This is a genomic window from Plantactinospora sp. DSM 117369, assembly GCF_053764795.1.
On the sequence record NZ_CM132446.1, the window covers coordinates 8,458,475 to 8,475,500 of the forward strand.

14 protein-coding genes are annotated in these 17,026 nt (G+C 71.7%); 3 read left to right on the top strand and 11 right to left on the bottom strand.

Annotation, left to right across the window (positions count from 1 at the left end; all coding sequences use genetic code 11):
* Nucleotides 1–80: 80 nt before the first annotated feature.
* From ACSMXO_RS36120 to ACSMXO_RS36165, 10 genes are all read right to left on the bottom strand, one after another.
* Entirely contained in the window at nt 81–2,120 is a 2,040-nt protein-coding gene (locus tag ACSMXO_RS36120) for an amylo-alpha-1,6-glucosidase (protein WP_455415461.1), read from the bottom strand.
* Nucleotides 2,117–2,524, bottom strand: coding sequence for an SCP2 sterol-binding domain-containing protein (locus tag ACSMXO_RS36125; RefSeq protein WP_455415462.1), 408 nt, complete (start codon nt 2,522–2,524; stop codon nt 2,117–2,119). The genes ACSMXO_RS36120 and ACSMXO_RS36125 overlap by 4 nt, the downstream gene beginning before the upstream one ends.
* A gap of 58 nt (nt 2,525–2,582) precedes the next feature.
* Nucleotides 2,583–4,646 carry an amylo-alpha-1,6-glucosidase gene (locus ACSMXO_RS36130; protein WP_455415463.1) on the bottom strand — a complete coding sequence of 688 codons (2,064 nt, stop codon included), beginning with the start codon at nt 4,644–4,646 and terminating at the stop codon, nt 2,583–2,585.
* Nucleotides 4,643–5,017 carry an SCP2 sterol-binding domain-containing protein gene (locus ACSMXO_RS36135; RefSeq protein ID WP_455415464.1) on the bottom strand — a complete coding sequence of 125 codons (375 nt, stop codon included), beginning with the start codon at nt 5,015–5,017 and terminating at the stop codon, nt 4,643–4,645. Before ACSMXO_RS36135 ends, ACSMXO_RS36130 begins: the two co-directional genes overlap by 4 nt.
* Before the next feature lie 167 nt (nt 5,018–5,184).
* Nucleotides 5,185–5,601 (bottom strand): CBS domain-containing protein, encoded by a 417-nt coding sequence (locus tag ACSMXO_RS36140; protein ID WP_346260466.1) that lies wholly within the window; start codon nt 5,599–5,601, stop codon nt 5,185–5,187.
* Nucleotides 5,602–5,758: 157 nt separating this feature from the next.
* A complete protein-coding gene (locus tag ACSMXO_RS36145; protein WP_455415465.1) occupies nt 5,759–6,607 on the bottom strand; it encodes an NAD-dependent epimerase/dehydratase family protein in 849 nt (282 codons plus the stop codon).
* A gap of 105 nt (nt 6,608–6,712) precedes the next feature.
* On the bottom strand, nt 6,713–7,150 hold the full coding sequence (locus ACSMXO_RS36150; RefSeq protein ID WP_455415466.1) for a PPOX class F420-dependent oxidoreductase: 438 nt from the start codon (nt 7,148–7,150) through the stop codon (nt 6,713–6,715).
* 57 nt (nt 7,151–7,207) lie between these two features.
* On the bottom strand, nt 7,208–8,233 hold the full coding sequence (locus ACSMXO_RS36155; RefSeq protein ID WP_346260469.1) for an aspartate-semialdehyde dehydrogenase: 1,026 nt from the start codon (nt 8,231–8,233) through the stop codon (nt 7,208–7,210).
* A gap of 127 nt (nt 8,234–8,360) precedes the next feature.
* Complete coding sequence (locus ACSMXO_RS36160) at nt 8,361–9,722, bottom strand: M16 family metallopeptidase (RefSeq protein ID WP_346260470.1); 1,362 nt, start codon at nt 9,720–9,722, stop codon at nt 8,361–8,363.
* Nucleotides 9,722–11,017: a M16 family metallopeptidase gene (locus ACSMXO_RS36165; RefSeq protein ID WP_455415467.1), complete on the bottom strand. Its 1,296-nt coding sequence runs from the start codon at nt 11,015–11,017 to the stop codon at nt 9,722–9,724. The genes ACSMXO_RS36160 and ACSMXO_RS36165 overlap by 1 nt, the downstream gene beginning before the upstream one ends.
* A 176-nt stretch (nt 11,018–11,193) precedes the next feature.
* Between ACSMXO_RS36165 and ACSMXO_RS36170 the strand changes: the two genes are divergently transcribed.
* The 3 genes from ACSMXO_RS36170 (at nt 11,194) to ACSMXO_RS36180 (ending at nt 16,069) form a co-directional block, all read left to right on the top strand.
* On the top strand, nt 11,194–14,916 hold the full coding sequence (locus ACSMXO_RS36170) for a M12 family metallo-peptidase (RefSeq protein ID WP_455415468.1): 3,723 nt from the start codon (nt 11,194–11,196) through the stop codon (nt 14,914–14,916).
* Nucleotides 14,917–15,059: 143 nt separating this feature from the next.
* Nucleotides 15,060–15,413: a hypothetical protein gene (locus ACSMXO_RS36175; RefSeq protein WP_346260473.1), complete on the top strand. Its 354-nt coding sequence runs from the start codon at nt 15,060–15,062 to the stop codon at nt 15,411–15,413.
* A 2-nt stretch (nt 15,414–15,415) separates the two neighbouring features.
* Nucleotides 15,416–16,069, top strand: coding sequence for a nucleotidyl transferase AbiEii/AbiGii toxin family protein (locus ACSMXO_RS36180; protein ID WP_455415469.1), 654 nt, complete (start codon nt 15,416–15,418; stop codon nt 16,067–16,069).
* A 205-nt stretch (nt 16,070–16,274) separates the two neighbouring features.
* On the opposite strand, the gene ACSMXO_RS36185 is transcribed toward ACSMXO_RS36180, so the two are convergent.
* A complete protein-coding gene (locus tag ACSMXO_RS36185; protein ID WP_455415470.1) occupies nt 16,275–16,523 on the bottom strand; it encodes a flavin reductase in 249 nt (82 codons plus the stop codon).
* Nucleotides 16,524–17,026: the final 503 nt, after the last annotated feature.

The following is a 17,026-nucleotide window of genomic DNA, read 5'->3' on the forward strand; positions in this document are numbered from 1 at the left end:
TTTCAACCTGGACCGCGCGGCGCTTACGCACCGCGTCCGACCTTGCGGTCCGTCGGACCGCAAGGGGAGGTTGAAAATGTTCACTCGGGTGCCAACCGCACCCGGCCCCGGCCGAACGCGTCGGTCCGGCCCCACCGCCCCGGAATGCCGATCAGCTCGATCCGGCCGAGCCGCTCCGGAATCGCCGGGTCGATCGTCAGGTGGTCCTGGTGCGGCCGCAGGCCGAGCAGGGTACGCAACAGCACAAGTATCGTGCCCGCCGACGAACTGTGCGGGCTGCACGCCCGGGGGTACTGCACCGGATACCTGGTGAGCCGGCGGTCGTAACCGGCGAACGCCTCCGGCATCCGGCCGCCGAAATACCGGGACGCCTCGACCATCGTCACCGCCAGCCGGGCCGCCTGGTTGGTGAAGCCGTACCGGCGCAGCCCCAGTGCGATCAGCGAGTTGTCCGACGGCCAGACCGCGCCGGTGTGGTAGCCGACCGGGTTGTACCCGGCCTGGTCGTAGGCGAGCGTCCGGACCCCCCAGCCGGAGAAGAGCGGCCGGCTGAGCAGTTGCTCGGCCACCTGCTCGGCCCGGGAGTCGTCCACGATGCCGCTCCAGAGCAGGTGGCCCATGTTCGAGGCGAGGGCGTCGACCTGGCCGCCCTCGGCGTCGAGGGCGAGCGCGTAGTAGCCCCGGTCGGCGATCCAGAAGTCCCGGTTGAACCGGCTGCGCAGGTCGGCCGCCTCCCGCTCCAGCCGGTCCGCGTACGCCGGGTCGTTCCAGAAGGTGCGGGCCAGCCGGGCGCCCCGGACCTTGGCGTCGTACGCGTAGCCCTGTAGCTCGCAGGTCGCCCGGGGGCTGCCGGGCAGCCGGCCGTCGGCGTACATGATGGAGTTCCGGGAGTCCTTCCAGCTCTGGTTCTCCAGCCCGCCGGGACTGCGGCACTCGTACCAGACGTAGCCGTCCTCCATCAGGTCGCCGTACGTGTCGATCCAGGCGAGCGCCGAGCGGGCCTCGTACTCCAGCAGCCGCACCGTCTCGGCATCCCCGGTCCACCGCTCGTACTCGTCCAGCAGGACCACGAACAGCGGCGTGCAGTCCGCCGAGCCGTAGTAGGTGGTGTACGGGCTGTCCTCGAAGCCGCCCGGCTCGCCGTACCGGATCTCGTGCATGATCTTGCCCGGTTCCTCGTCCCGGAAGTCGTCCACCCGGCCGCCCTGGAGCAGGCCGAGCACCCACAGCGCGCTGCGGGCGATCTGCGGTTTGAACGGCAGCGTCTGGAAGCCGGTGATCAGGCTGTGCCGGCCGAACAGCGACATGTACCAGGGCAGCCCGGTCGCCATCAGTTTCATCTGGCCGGTGAGCCCGGTGTACTGCAACGCGGCAAGGTCGATCAGGCTCCGCTGGTACGCGTCCTCCAGCGTCTCGGAGTCACAGGTGAGCTTCGGCGCCTGGTCCAGCCACTCCCGCAGCTCGCGCCGCTTCTCCGGCCGGACCTGCTGGTAACCGCGCAGGTTCTCCCGGACGTCCCGGCCGCCCGCACCCCGGATGGTGCCGATCGCCCGAATGGTCGTGGACCACTGCCCGTGCGCGTCGAGTTCGATCCGGAAGGTCAGGCCCTCGGTGTCGATCTCGGCCGGCTCGCTGCTGGTGACGATCGTCTCGGCGACGTGCCGGTCCCGCTGGTGGTGCAGCCGTAACCGGTCCTGCTCGACCACCTTCGCCGACCGGCCCAGCAGGGACCGGGCCTCCCGGGCGTCGAAGACGTCGGCGAAGTCGGAGTCGATCTCCATTCGCAGCGTCAGCACCACCGCCTCGTCCCGGTGGTTGAGCACGGTCAACTGTTCCTCGAACGCCCCGCCGAGCGACCGCTGCCGGATCACCGAGGTCTTCGCGTCCACGTAGTGGGTCGGCTCGCCCGGCACCAGAAAGAACCGGCACTCGAAGTACTGGAGGTCGTCGATGGAGAGTTCGTGCAGCCGCTCGCCGTCGAGGGTGAGCACCCACTTGGAGAGGAAGCGGGTGTCCCAGGCGAAGAGCCCGGACGGAACATCCGGGGACGGGTCGACGTCGCCCCGGGAGTCGCTGAGCATGAACGTGTTGCCGTCCAGGATGCTGACCAGGTCCTTCACGGTCGGCGCTCCCGGTGGCCGGCGCCGGCGCGGCCGGCGAACCGCTCCCGGATCCGCTCCCGGGGGTCCCGGGTGCCCGGCGGCGAGGGAAAGGCACGGCGGAAGACCAGCAGCAGCGGCAGGCTACCCCGCACGGTCAGGTCGTTCCGGTTGTACGCGGCGAGCACCTGCACCTCACCGGTGGCGAGCTTGTCGAACAACGCCTTGTCGGTGGCGACCACACAGTCCGCCTCCCGCTCCTCGTGCGACACCAGCACGTTGCCCCGGTTGATCGCGACGAACCAGTGACCGACCTGGCCGTCCCGGTCGAGGTCGAACCGGAGCGTTCCCCTGGCCTTGGCCGGCAGCAGGTCCGGCCCGCGCTCCTCGATCCGGCTGAAGAACTCGGCGGTCGGATCCGCCATCGGATGACGCCTCCCTCCCGGACTCGTCCGGCATCCCACACTGCCGTGGGCATCCCGGTCACTCCATCAGCCCCGGTGGTGTCCGGCTGTGCTCCGCCCGGCCCCGGCCGAAAGCGTCGATCAGGCCCCATCGGCCCGGAATGTCCAGCAGCTCCATCCGGCCCATCCCCGCCGGCAGGGCCGGGTCGACGACCAGGTGCTCGCCGTGCGGATCCAGGCCCAGCAGGGTCCGGATCAGCAGCATCGGCGTACCGGTCGACCAGGCCTGCGGGCTACACGCCGTCGGGTACTGCACCGGATACTTCGTCAGTGCCCGGTCGTAGCCGGCGAACGCCTCCGGGAGGCGGCCGTCGAAGTACCGCCCCGCGTCGATCATCGCCTCGGCGATCTGGCCCGCCTCGTGCCGAAAGCCGTACCTGCGCAGACCCCAGGCGATCAGCGAGTTGTCGAACGGCCAGACCGTGCCGACGTGGTAGCCGATCGGGTTGTACCGGCCCTCCCCCTCGGCCAGGGTCCGCACCCCCCACCCGGAGAAGAGCCGGGGCCCGAGCAGATGCTCGGCCACCTTTGCGGCCCGGTCGTCGTCGACGATCCCGCTCCACAGCAGATGCCCCATGTTCGACGAGAGCGCGTCCACCTGGCCGCCCTCGGTGTCCAGGGCCAACGCGTAGTACTCGCCGTCGGAGACCCAGAAGTCCCGGTTGAACCGCTGCTTCAGCTCCGCCGCCTCCCGCTCCAACTGGTCGGCGTAGACCGGGTCGCGCCAGCAGAGCCGGGCGAGCCGGGCGCCGCGCATCTTGGCGTCGTACGCGTAGCCCTGTAGCTCGCAGGTGGCCCGCGGATACGCCGGCAGCCGCCCGTCGGAGTACGAGATGGCGTCCCAGGAGTCCTTCCAGCACTGGTTCTCCAGCCCGTTGCGCAGGTTGCGCCGCTCGAACCAGATGTAGCCGTTGCCCATCAGGTCGCCGTACCGGTCGATCCAGTTCAGCGCCGCCCGGGCCTCGTGCTCCAGCGTCTCGACCAGCTCGGTGTCCCCGGTCCACCGCTCGTACTCGTCCAGCAGGATCACGAAGAGCGGGGTCGAGTCGGCCGAGCCGTAGTAGGGCGAGTGCGGCTGCTCCTCGAACGCCGTCGACTCGCCGTACCGGATCTCGTGCAGCATCTTCCCGGGCTCGCGCTCCCGGAAGTCGTCCAGGCTGACCCCCTGGGACAGTGCGAGGTAGCGCAGCGTCGGTGCGGTGAGTTCCGGGGTGAACGGCAGGGACTGGAGGCAGGTGATCAGACTGTCCCGGCCGAACATGGTCATGAACCAGGGCAGGCCGGCGGCCGGCAACGGCGGCCCGGCGACCAGTGGCGTGTACCGCAGCGCGGCCAGGTCGACCAGGCTGCGCCGGTACGTCTCGGTCAGCGCCTCGCTGTCGCTGGTGAGCTTCGGCGCCCGGTCCAACCAGGCGTCCAGGTCCTGGCGCAGCTCCTGCGGGGAGCGGCTGTGGTGCCGCTGGATGCTGAGCCGGATGTCCCGGCCGCCGGCCCCCTCCACCAGGGTCTCCACCCGCAACCGGGTCTGCCACTGCTGGTGCGCCCCGATCCGCAGCGCGAAGGTCAGCCCGTCGTGGTCGAACTCGGCCGGCGCGGTCGAGGTGATGACCGCCTCGCGCCGGAAGGTCTCCCGCTGGTAGCAGAGTCGCAGCCGGTCCTGCTCCACCAGCACGGTGGTGCCGCCGACCTTCTCCCTGACGTCCTTGATCTCGAACAGGTCGGCGAAGTCGCTCGCCACGTTGATCCGGACCGTCAGTTCGACCGCCTGGTCCTCGTGGTTGAGCACGGTCAGCTCCTCGACGAAGCTGCCGCCGATCGTCCGGTGCCGAATGATCGACAAATTGGCGTCCACGTAGTGCGTCGGCTCGCCCGGGACCAGGAAGAACTGCGACTCGAAGTACTGGAGGTCGTCGACGGAGAGCACGTTGAGCCGGTTTCCGTCGACGGTCAACTCCCACTTCGACAGGAACCGGGTGTCGAACGAGAACAGTCCGGTGGGGAAGCTCGGCGACGGGTCGATGTCACCCCGGTTGTCGCTGACCACGAAGGTGTTCCCGTCGAGGATGCTGACCAGTGGTTTCATCGCCGCTGCCCCCGCTGCCGTACCCATTCCTGAGGTTCGTGCGCGCCCGGCGGCCCGGGCACCAGGTGGTTCAGGTAGCCGTACAGGGCCAGCTTCCCTTCCACGGTGACCCGGTTACGCAGCAGCGCGGCGAGCGGGTTCGCCTCGCCGGCGGCGATCCGGTTGAAGAACTCCCGGTCGGTCCGGACCGTGCAGTCCGCCGTACGGTCCGTCTGGGTGGCACTCACGCTGCCGGCGCTGAGCACCAGCAGCCAGGTGTCGACCTCCGCGCTCGACTCGAGCTCGAAGCGGACGGTTCCCCGGATCCGGCCCAACAACGGGTCCGGGGGCCGGTGGTTGAGCCCTTCGAAGAACTCCGTGGTCGGATCCATCGCCCTGCCCTTCCTCGCCTGCCCGTCCGACGCCTTCCGGTGGCCCGATCGGCTGCCGTAGCCGGCGCCGTCACCCGGGCCCGGCGCCGTCCGGGTACGGTTCGACAGCGCGGCGTAGCCCGACGAGCCCGGGGACGCCGTTGTCGCCCGGGCCCGTCGGGCCAGTCTCAGTTGTTCGGTTCATCGGCGCTGATGTCGGCGAGCACGGACTGCGGCTCCCGCTCGACCGCGAGGTCGCCGAGGGAGACCAAGCCGATCAGTCGGCCGTCCTCGACCACCGGCAATCGCCGTACGCCGTACGTCCGCATCAGGTCGGCGGCGGCGACCGCGTCGTCGTACTGCGTCACGGTCACCACGTCCTGGGTAAGGATCTGGCTCAGCGTGGCGCTCGACGGGTTCAACTGTTCGGCCACCCCACGCACCGTGATGTCGCGGTCGGTGACGATACCTATCACGTTGTCCCCGTTGGTCACGATCACGTCGCCGATGGCGCTGTCCCGCATCTCCTGAGCGGCAGCGGTGAGCGTGTCGCCGCCGTCCATGGTCACCAAGCGGGTCGTCATGAACTCTCCGACGGTCGTCATCCTGCTCCCCTCTCAATGTCGGCCGCCCCGGTCTACCCGGGCAGACCTCGACGTAACACCGCAGAGGGAGACCTGGCAGGTATCTCCGACACCGATCGGTACGGCGGATGACCCTGATACGCGTCTAGGCGATTTGTCCGTACCGAGGCAATGCCGGTCAGGCTCGGTCGGCTCCGGTGACGTGGTCGCGCCACGAGTACCGCGGTGCGAAGCCGAGCAGGTCCCGGGCCCCGTCGATGGCGAGCAGGGTTTCGAACTCGCCGACCTCCCGGCTCAGCCGCACCTCCGGGAAGACTTCGGCGAGCAGCTCGACCGAGGGCCGGTCCATGATGGTGTCGGCCGCTGCGATGATCACGTTCCGGGCCCCGGCGACCGGCGCTTCGAGGCCGAGCCGGCACGCCTCGGCTACGTCGCGTACGTCGATGTAGCCCCAGAGGTTCCACTTCCGGCTGTGCGGGTCGGCCCAGAACGACGGCACCCGCCGGTAGTCCTCCGGCAGGAAGATGTTGGAGAGCCGCAGCCCGACGAACGGGATGCCGGACCAGGCGGCGATGTGCTCGGCCAGGCTCTCGCTGACCACTTTGGAGAGCGCGTACGTCGTGGTCGGCACCGGGAAGTGCGCCTCGTCCACCGGCGCGTACCGGGGCGGGGTGTCGAACGGCAGCCCGAGCGTGGTCTCGCTGGACGCCCAGACCACCCGGGTGAGGCCGAGCTGGGCCGCGCCGAGAAAGACGTTTGAGTTCATCGTGGTGTTGGCGCTCAGCGTCAGCGCCGGAGTCCGCAGCCCCGGGGCGGGGATGTTCGCCAGGTGCACCACCGCCTCGGTGCCGTGCAGCACCTCGACCGCCTGCCCGTAGTCGGTCAGGTCGGCCCGAAGCAGCGGCACCCCGAGGTCGGCCGGCGCCGGCTCGACGTCGGTGGCGACCACCTGGTGGCCGTACGCCAGCAGGTGTGCCACGGTGGCCCGACCGGCCTTGCCACTGGCTCCGGTGACGCAGACTCTCATCGAACTTCCCCTCGACGTGCCGGGCCCGGACCTCAGCGTGCGATCGACGACAGCGCCGACCCCGGGCGCCGGTGCCGTGCCGGGGCCGGTGCCGGACAGGCTCGGCTAGCCGCGCGGCGGTGCGCCGTACACGCGCTCGACCGGGAGTCGCAACACCAGTCGGCGGTCCGCGACCATCGCCCGGCGGTAGTCGTCCCAGTCCGGGTGCTCGCCCTGGACCGCCCGGTAGACGTCGACGAGTTCCTCTACCGTCGGGTCGGTTGGCTCGGCCGCCACCGGGGTCAGCTCGGCGGTGCCCTCGGCGACCGCGTACGCCCAGCCGTCCGGGGTGCTGACCTGGAAGCTCGCCCGGGGATCACGCCGCAGGTTGGCGGTCTTGGCCCGGTCGTCGGTGACGGAGACCCGGATCAGCCGGCGTTCCGGGTCGAAGGTGTAGTTGACGTTGGACAGTTGCGGCCGGCCGTCCCGCTTGAGCGTCGCCAGCACGCCGAGCGACCCGTCCCGGATGATGCCGAGCAGCGCCTGTTCCGTCCGGCCGTCCATCACGCCCACCTCCCGAGCAAGATCGCTCCAACCCTACTCGGCCGGCGGAGCCGGACGTCACCGTGACTCGCCGGCCACCAGTTCGGCGATCTGTACGGCGTTCAGCGCCGCGCCCTTGCGCAGGTTGTCGTTGGAGCAGAAGAACGACAGCCCGTGCTCGACAGTCTCGTCGACCCGGAACCGGCCGACGTACGTCGGGTCCTGCCCGGCCGCCAGCAGCGGAGTGGGTACGTCCGCCAGCGCCACCCCGGGCGCCCCGGCCAGCAGCTCGCGGGCCCGCTCCGGGCGGAGCGGCCGGGCGAACCTGGCGTTGACCTGCAACGAGTGCCCGGTGAAGACCGGCACCCGGACGCAGGTGCCGGAGACCTTCAGCTCGGGGATTTCCAGGATCTTGCGGCTCTCGTTGCGGAGCTTCTGCTCCTCGTCGGTCTCCGCCGACCCGTCGTCGACGATCGAGCCGGCCAGCGGCAGCACGTTGAAGGCGATCGGCTGGGCGTACTGCCGGGGGGCCGGGAACTCGACGGCCCGGCCGTCGAAGGCGAGCGCGGCGGCGCCGTCGGCGACCTTGCGGACCTGCTCGTCCAGCTCGGCGACCCCGGCCAGCCCGGAGCCGGAGACCGCCTGGTAGGTCGCCACCACCAGGCTGAGCAGTCCGGCCTCGGCGTGCAGGGGGCGCAGCACCGGCATCGCCGCCATGGTGGTGCAGTTGGGGTTGGCGATGATGCCCCGGGGGCGTACGGCGACGGCGTGCGGGTTGACCTCGGCGACCACCAGCGGCACCTCGGGATCCATCCGCCAGGCCGACGAGTTGTCGATCACCACCGCGCCGGCCTCGGCGACCCGGGGGGCGAGCGCCTTGCTCGTACCCTTTCCGGCCGAAAAGAGCGCGATGTCCAGCCCCGCATAGTCAGCGGTCTCCGCGTCCTCGACGGTGACCTCACCGTCCCGCCAGGGCAGGCTGCGCCCCGCCGACCGGGCCGAGGCGAACAGCCGCAGCTCGTCCACCGGAAACTGGCGGTCGGCGAGTATCCGCCGCATCACGCCACCGACCTGCCCGGTGGCCCCCACAATGCCGATCCTCATACCGCGAGGCTACCCAGCAGCTCGGGTGGCCCGGCAAGCCGATTACCGCACCGCCCAGCATCCGGGCGGCCGGTCGCCGAGCCGGCCGGCGTCCCGCCGCCCGGGTGGTGCCCGGGGGGCGGCCCGGTCAGCCGGCGGCGTCGACCACCTCGCCGAGCCCGCTGGCGACCAGCTCGTCCCGGATCAGCGCCGCGTCACCCTCGATCACCAGGGTCAGCCCCTGCGGGTGCAGGTGCGTCGCGGCCGCCGCCGACACCGCCGGCTCGGCGGTCGACAGCAACTGCTCGCGCAGCGTCGCGTGGTAGTCGTCCGGCAGGCCGTGCACGACCAGGGTGGCGAGCGCGCTGGCGATGGCCCGGGGAGTCTGCAACTCCACCGAGAGCTGTCCGGCCCGCCAGGCCCGGGCGACCGCCAGCTCCGGCTCGGTCACCCCGGAGTCCCGGGTACGGGTGATCTCGCCCACCGCGTCCACCAGGGCCGGACCGGTCACCGCGGTCTGCACCCCGGAGCTGACCACGAACCGCCCGAACCGCCGCGAGTGGCCGAACTCGGCCCGGATCCCGTACGTGTAGCCGCGTACCTCCCGGATCAGGTGGTTCAGCCGGGAGGTGAACGCACCGCCGAGCACCGTGGCGGCCAGCGTCATCGGCACGTAGTCCGGGTGTGCCCGGTGCGGTGCGGGGTGCCCGAGCCGCAGCGTGGACTGGACCGAGCCGGGCCGGTCGACCAGGATGATCCGCCGCTCGTCGCGTACCGGCACCTCCAGCGGCGGGCCGGCCGGCTGCACCGCACCGTCCGCACCGGCGAACGCGGTGGTGCCGAGCACGTCGAGGTCGATCCGGTCGAGGTCGCCGACGACCAGCAGGGTGCCGAACCGGGTCAGCCAGGCGGCGTGGAACGACGTGACGTCGTCGACGGTGACCGCGGCGACCGAGTCGGGGTCACCGTCCATCGGGCGGCCGGGCCGCTGGTCGGCCCCGAACAGGTCGGCGCGGAGCGCGGCGTCGGCCCGTGGCCCCGGGTTCGCCCAGTACATCCGCAGCGCGGTGACCTCGTCGTCGCGTACCCGGGTGATGTCCGCCGGGTCGAGCCGCGGCGTCCGGACGGCCTCGGCCAGCAGCTCCACCGCGGCCGGCAGCCGCTCGACCGGGACCTGCACGCTGACCTGGAACGCGTCCCAGTCGGTGCTGATCGTCAGCTCGGTGCCGAGCCCCTCCAGCGCGAGCGCGTACGCCGTGGAGTCGCGCCGGGTGGTCCCCTCCTCCAGCGCCTTCGCGAGTACTCCGGAGAGCCCCTCCCGGCCGAGCGGCTCGCGCCCGGCGCCGCCGTCGAGCAGCAGCACCGCGACGGCGAGGTGGTGCCCCGGCAGGTGGGCGGCGACGACCTTGCCGCCAGCCACCGCCTTGCGGACCACCCGGGGAAAGGCGTACGGCCGGGCGGCGCCGGTCGGCGGCCGTTCGGTGATCAGGATCGGTCCCGGCTCGGTCATCACGCCTCTTCCTGGGTCTCCGGCAGGTAGGTCAGGGTCGCCCGGTCCTCGGGCCGGAGCAGCTCGGCGGCGAGCCCGCTCACCTGCTCCGCGGTGACCGAGAGCCAGCCCGGCAGCCGGTCGGCCGCCCGGGCCGGGTCGCCGAGCTGGGTGGCATGCCGGCCGAGGATGTCGGCCCGGCCGTCCACGCTGGCGAGCTGCCGCCACCAGCCGGTGGTGAGCAGCGCCTTGGCCCGGTCGAGTTCGGCCCCGGTCACCCCGTCGGCCAGCCCGTCCAGCACCTCGACGAGCCCGGCCTCCAACTCCTCGGCGGTCACCCCGTCCCGGGCGGTGGCGGTGACGAGCAGCGGAGCCGGTGCGTACGCCAGGTCGACGCCGAACGCGCCGACGCTGTCCGGCTGGGCGAGCCGGGCCCCGTCGGCGAGCCGCTGGTAGAGCCGGCTGCCCCGGCCGCTGCCGAGCAGCGTGGCCAGCACGGTCACCGTGTCGTAGCCGGGGCCGCCGAACGGGTGGGTCCGGTGCGCCAGATAGACCCGCGGCGCGGGCACGTCCGCGGTGACGGTCTCCCGGGCCGGGACTCCGGTGGTCGGCACCACGCTGCCGTCCGGGGCCGGCGGGATGTCCGACTGCGGCACCAGCTTGCCGAAGTAGCGCTCGGCCAGCGCGAAGACCTCCGCGGCCGAGGCGTCCCCGGCCACCGTGAGCACCGCGTTGTTCGGCGTGTAGTAGGTGGTGTGGAACGCCTGGAAGGTGGCCAGGTCGGCGGCGTTCAGGTCGGCCATCGAGCCGATGGTGGCGTGGTGGTACGGGTGGCCGGGCGGATAGAGCAGCGGCAGCAGGCGCAGCCAGGCGTCGCCGTACGGGACGTTCTCGTAGCGCTGCCGCCGCTCGTTCTTCACCACCTCACGCTGGTTGTCCAGGGTCTCCTGGGTCAACGCCGGCACCAGGCCGCCCATCCGGTCCGCCTCCAGCCAGAGCGCGAGTTCCAGGTGCTCGGAGGGGAGCGTCTCGAAATAGTTGGTCCGGTCCGGGTTGGTGGTCGCGTTCAGCGAGCCGCCGGAGCCCTGCACCAACTGCATGTGCTCGGTCTTGGCCACGTTGACCGAGCCCTCGAACATCAGGTGTTCGAACAGGTGAGCGAAGCCGGTCTGGCCGTCGGGCTCGTGCCGTGAGCCGACGTCGTACCAGAGGTTGACCGCGACGACGGGCGCGCTGCGATCCTCGCTGACCACCACGCGCAGGCCGTTGTCCAGCCGGGTGGTCTCGATCGGCCAGGGATAACCGGTCTCGGGCATGGCACGACGCTATCCGATCGACCCGCCCCGGCGCGGACAACCCCGCCGGAGGCTGTTCACCGCCGGTCCGGGCGCCTATCGTGCGATCACCCCCACAACTGGTCGATGGACCTGGCCGGGTGGCAGGAACGCCCGCGCGACCGACCGGCGCCCGGAGTAGTCCCAAGGAGACAGAGTTGACGACCTCCTCGTTACCCACCGCCACCCGCGGCCAGGCGGCACCCCGTCGACGCCTGGCCACCCTCACGGTGGCCGCCCTCGCCGCCGGGGTACTGCCGATGCTGGCCACCCCCTCCCCGGCCAGCTCCGCGCCGGACCAGCCGGCCAACCCGTGGACCCGGCTCGCCGACGGCTCCAGCACCGCCCGGGCCGCCGGGCCCACCGACATCCGGGCCAGCCGGTTCACCGGGTACGCCCTGGACCGGGCGAGCCTCGCGGCCACACTGGACCGGGCGCCCGAGGAGCGCGGCGGCACCGCCCCGGCCCAGTCCCTGGTGGTGACGCTGCCCGCGCCGGACGGCACGTTCCAGCGGTTCGCGCTGGTCGACTCACCGGTGATGGCGCCCGGCCTGGCCGCCCGGCACCCGGAGATCCGCACGTACGCCGGCAGAGGGCTGGACGATCCGACCGCGACCGTCCGGGCCGACCTCACCCCGCTGGGCTTCCACGCCTCCGTCCGGTCCGAGCGCGGCGTCTGGTACGTCGACCCGTACAGCCGGCAGGACCAGGGCCGGTACGCCAGCTACTACGTGCAGGACGCCACGAACCCCGACGGGCCGTTCGTCGAGCGGGAGGACGTGGCGCACGCCGCCGAGGCGCTCGCCGACGACGTCGGGGCGGCCCCGGGCGCGGCCGGCGGCGACGTGACACTGCGGACGTACCGGCTGGCCCTGGTCACCGACCCGTCCTACGCCAGCTATTTCGGGGCGCCGAACGTCACCGCCGCCAAGGTGACGCTGGTGAACCGGGTGACCCAGATCTACTCCGACGAGACCGCGATCCGGCTGGTGCTGGTCGACGAGACCGACAAGACCAACCTGAACACACCGGCCGAGGCCACCGGGCCGAACGGGCCGTGCGGGGCGGCGCCCTGTTACACGGCGGCACAGCTCTCCTCCTGCGGCAGTGGCACGCTGAGCCGCAACACCGTCGTGCTCGGCCAGCTCGTCGGTGCGTCCAACTACGACGTGGGGCACATCGGGCTGGGCGTGAACGGCGGCGGCGTCGCCGGGCTGGGCGTGGTCGGCGGGGCGAACAAGGCGCGCGGCTGCACCGGCCTGCCGACCCCGGTCGGCGACTACTTCGCGGTCGACTACGTCGCGCACGAGATCGGCCACCAGTTCGCCGGCAACCACACCTTCAACGGCACCCAGTGGAACTGCTCCGGCGGCAACCGCAGCGCCGCCAACTCGTACGAGCCGGGCAGCGGTTCGTCGATCATGGCGTACGCCGGCATCTGCCAGCAGGACAACCTGCAACCGCACAGCGACCCGTACTGGTCGCAGCGCAGCTACACCGAGATCACCACGTACGTCAGCTCGGCCCGCCCGGCCGTCAACGAGGTGCAGAACGTCTCGCTGCGCGAGTTCGACACCGACGGCGACTCGTTCACGCTGCGCTACGGCGGTGCCGAGTCGGCGCCGATCGTCCGGGGCGGCAACTACAGCGCGGCCGGGATCAAGGCGGCGATCGAGGCGATCCCCGGCTGGCCGGCCGGCGCGATCGTCGCCGTCGCCCCGTTCGGCGGCACCGGCCTGCTGGACGACAGCGGGTTCCAGGTCACCTTCGCCGGTGGCCCGGTGGCGGCCGTCAACGTCGGTGCGCTCGCCGTCACCAACGCCACCGGCACGGACGGGTTCGTCGGCGAGACGGTCAAGGGTGGCCCGATCGACAACGGCGGCTGGCAGGTGGAGCAGACCGGCAACTCCGCCCCGGTGGTCACCGCGCCGGCCCCGTACACGATTCCGGTCCGTACCCCGTTCGCGCTGACCGGCAGCGCCACCGACGCGGACGGCGACACGGTGACGTACCTCTGGGAGCAGAACGACCGGGGCGGCGTCAGCGGCGGCAGCACCGCCGGGACCGCGCTGGTCAGCAACACCAAGACCAACGGTCCGCTGTTCCGGCAGTTCGGCACGGCGGCGATCGTCAGCCCGACCGACACCCTGGAATACCACTCCCCCGGGCTGAACGCCGTCACCACCGACCCGACCCGGGTCTTCCCGGACCTGGCGCAGATCGCCGCGAACAACACCAACGCCAGGACCGGCACCTGCCCGGCCGCGCCGCCGCCACCGGTCAGCGGCGGGGCGAGCAACGTGCCGCCGGAGATCGTCGACTGCTACTCGGAGTTCCTGCCCACCGCCGACTGGGTCGGCTTCACCGGTGACCGCACCCTGCACTTCCGGCTCACCGCCCGGGACGGGCACCCGGGGGCGGGCGGGATCGGCAGCGCCGACACCGCGCTGACCCTGGCGCCGGCCGCCGGGCCGTTCCTGGTCACCTCGCAGGCCACCGCCGACACCCTGGCCGGCGGCACGGCCCTGCCGGTGAGTTGGGACGTGGCCGGCACCGACGCCGCGCCGATCGGGGTCAGCGAGGTGAAGATCTCGCTCTCCGTCGACGGCGGCAGGACCTTCGGGTACGTCCTCGCGGAGCGGACCGCCAACGATGGTGCCGAGACGGTGACCCTGCCGAACGTCGGCGCCAAGGCGGCCCGGATCAGGATCGAGGCGGTCGGCAACGTCTTCTTCGACCTGAACGACGCCGACTTCGCGCTCCGGGCCACCCCGAAGGTGACCCTCAGCGGGCCGGGTGAGGTGGTGACGGTCCAGTACAGCGACCCGATCCTGCCGGAGGTGCGGGTCACCGCCACCGACCCGGACGGCGGTCCGGGGCAGCTCACCGCGACCGCCACCGGGCTCCCCGCCGGCCTGCTGCTCGGCGCCAAGACGCCGGAGGAACCGGACGGCAACGGCGAGCCCGCCGTCTGGGGCGTCGTCGGCAACAACCGGGCGGCCCCGGGCGACTACCCGGTGACGGTGACCGTCACCGACCAGCACGGGCTGACCGGGACCGTCTCGTTCCTGATCCGGGTACTGCCGGAGTCGGCGGAGCTGGCGTACACCGGGGACACCCTGGTCTCGGTGTCCGGCTCGGGTCCGAACGCGGAGGTGCTGCTCCAGGCCACCCTGCGGGAGATCTCGCCGTACCCCGGGGCCGAGCCGTGGCCGGGTGACGTCTCGACCGCCACGGTGACCTTCGCCGCCGGTGGCCGGACGCTCTGCGCGGACGTACCGGCACCGCTCGGCACCGACGGCTTCGGCTCGGTGGCGAGTTGCCGGGCGAGCCTGCCGACCGGCGGTCACGAGGTGACCGTCACGCTCGGCGGCAACTACGCGGGCAGCACGAAGGCGCGGGTCGAGGTGGCCCGCTCCGACACCCGGGTGGTGCTCGGCGGCGGCTCGGTGACCCCGTCCAGGTCGGCCGGGGCGTACCCGGTGGATCCGAAGTCCCGGGTCGACCTCACCGTCCTGGTCGCGCAGACCCGGCTCGGCGGCACCGTTACGACCATCGTCTCCTTCCACTCCGAGGGTCGGAAGTACGAGATCCGGGGCGTCGGGCTCGACTCGTTCGGCGTACGGTCCAGCGGCGGTACCGACCGCCTCGACCTGCGCACCCAAGCCGGCCTGTACGACGTCACCGACTCCCGCCGCCCGGTCACGGTGGCCACCGGACTCACCCTCCGGCTCACCGGCACCGACCGTGGCCCGCTCGGCGGTAGGGACAGCGTCGCGGTCACCCTGACCGAGGGCGACCGGCTGCTCCTCTCCTCCGACTGGACCGGCCTGGCCACCCAGGAGATCAACCTGACCAGCGGGGCGCTGCTGGTCCTCTGACGAGGTGTGCGGGGCCCTTCCTATCGGATCTTCTGGATAGGAAGGGCCCCGCACACACCCGTGCCTCGTCCGCGGCGCGGCAAACCCTGTCCGTCGATGACAGCGTCGGTTCAGACGTACGATCGAGGTCAGGAGGTGGAGGAATGGCCCGAGGTGATGGTGCGCCGCCGGGGTCGCGGTACGTGGACCAGCGGCACTTCGTCGTCGCCACGAACCTCACCGACCTGCGCGGTCCCGTCGGCTCGGTGGTGACCCTCGACCGGTCGCTCGACTGGTCTGGCGACCGCACGTACGACCTGGACGACCCCGGCGACCTCCAACTGATGTACCAGACGGTGCTGAACCAGGCCAATTCCGTCACGGACCTGTGCCGGTGGCTGGACGGTCCGACGTTGCGGCGGCTGTGGCCGAGCCTCTGGCTCCCCGCTCGACTGCGAGCGCTGTGGCAGGCACGCTTTCCCGAACTGACCACGCCGCCCCAGTCGATGGCCGGGTAGGGGTGGACCCGGCACAACTCCGACTGGCGGAGATCGGGCTGCGGGTCGCTGCCCGTTACGGATTTGCGTTGGCCGGCGGATTCGCCGTACAAGCCCACGGCATCCTGGACCGCCCCAGCGAAGACATCGACCTGTTCACGGCGTGGGAGCGACGGGATGAATTCGCCGCTGCCGTGGACGCCGTCATCGACGGTTATCGCGACGGCGGGTATTCAGTCGAGGTGACGCAGCGGTTCGACACGTTCGCCCGGCTCGCAGTAACGCATCCCGCTCACCCGGAGCAGCCGTACAAGGTCGAACTGGCGGCCAACTGGCGTGCGTTGCCGCCGGTGATGATGGACGTGGGTCCGGTCCTGCACGCCGACGATGTCGTCGCGGGCAAGATGTCCGCCCTGTACACACGGGCCGAACCTCGGGACTTTCTGGACATCGACGCGGCCGTCACCACCGGTCGCTACAGCCGGATGCGGCTGTGCGAGTTGGCCGAACAGTCCGACGCAGGGTTCGACCGACGCGTCCTGGCCGACCTGTTCGCCAGGTTGCAGCGCTACCCGGACCGGCGGTTCGCCGCCTACGGCGCCGACTCCGCTCACATCCGAGAAATGCGCGAACGCTTTGCGCAGTGGCGTGAGGAACTCATCGCCCACCTGCCGTAGCCCGCTGTGGCCGAGCGACGTTCACACGACCACCGGGGCGACACGGGGTTCGTCGTGATACCACTGTGGCATCAATATGACTTGGTGGTATATCGCCCAACGGAGATATGCCAGCGGTCGGGGGGCAAGAGGAACCTGCCCCGAGCTGCCATGACATGGAAGTCGGCAGTTCGGGGCGGGCTGGCCCGGTCATGGGGTACATCGGTCAGCGGCGGCGCGGCACCCAGTGGAGGAACCGGCTCGCGAGCAGCGCGGGGTGTACGTCGGGCAGGTCCTGCAAGGCGCGGGCAAGGTGGCTACCGAGGTACACCATCAGACTCAACCGGTTGCCCCGGAAGCCGGTCAGCAACGCCAGCCGCGCGTCCCGGCACGGCCAGTCGAGGCCGCAGGCCCGGCACCGGTACGAGGGGTGCACCGGCACGTGCCGCCGCCAACGCTCCTCGCGGCCGATCATGGCCGCGCCGGTCGCACTTCCTCGGCTCGGCGTGCCCGCCCGGCCTGGCCGGGCGTCACCGCACCAACCCGGCCGATCTGGTGTCGCCCGGACGGCGAGCTCCAGTGTGAATCGCGGACATTCCGGGCCCGAGGCCGAGCGGACGTCGGCCGGCTGTCCGCCGCGACGGCCATGGGTGCCGCCGCCCGGACGGCCGCCCGGTACGGGGCCGGAGTGAGCGGCGGCACCGTCGGCGCGTACGGCATCGGAACCAGTTCGACCGAGTCCGGGCACCGCCACCGGAAGCCACACCGGCAGTAGCGCCAGAGGCGACGCCAGTCCCGCCGATGCCGCAACCGAGGGCCGACCAGGACGTCGGTCAGCAACCGGTGGAGTCTCCTCATCACGTACCTCCTCGGGGAGTTGGCGGGAGCCGATCTCAGTGGGGGGAGCTGAGACCGGCTCCCGGTGCGAGTTCCACCCGGGCGCTTTGCGGTCACCGAGCGGTCCTGCTGCTGCCACTC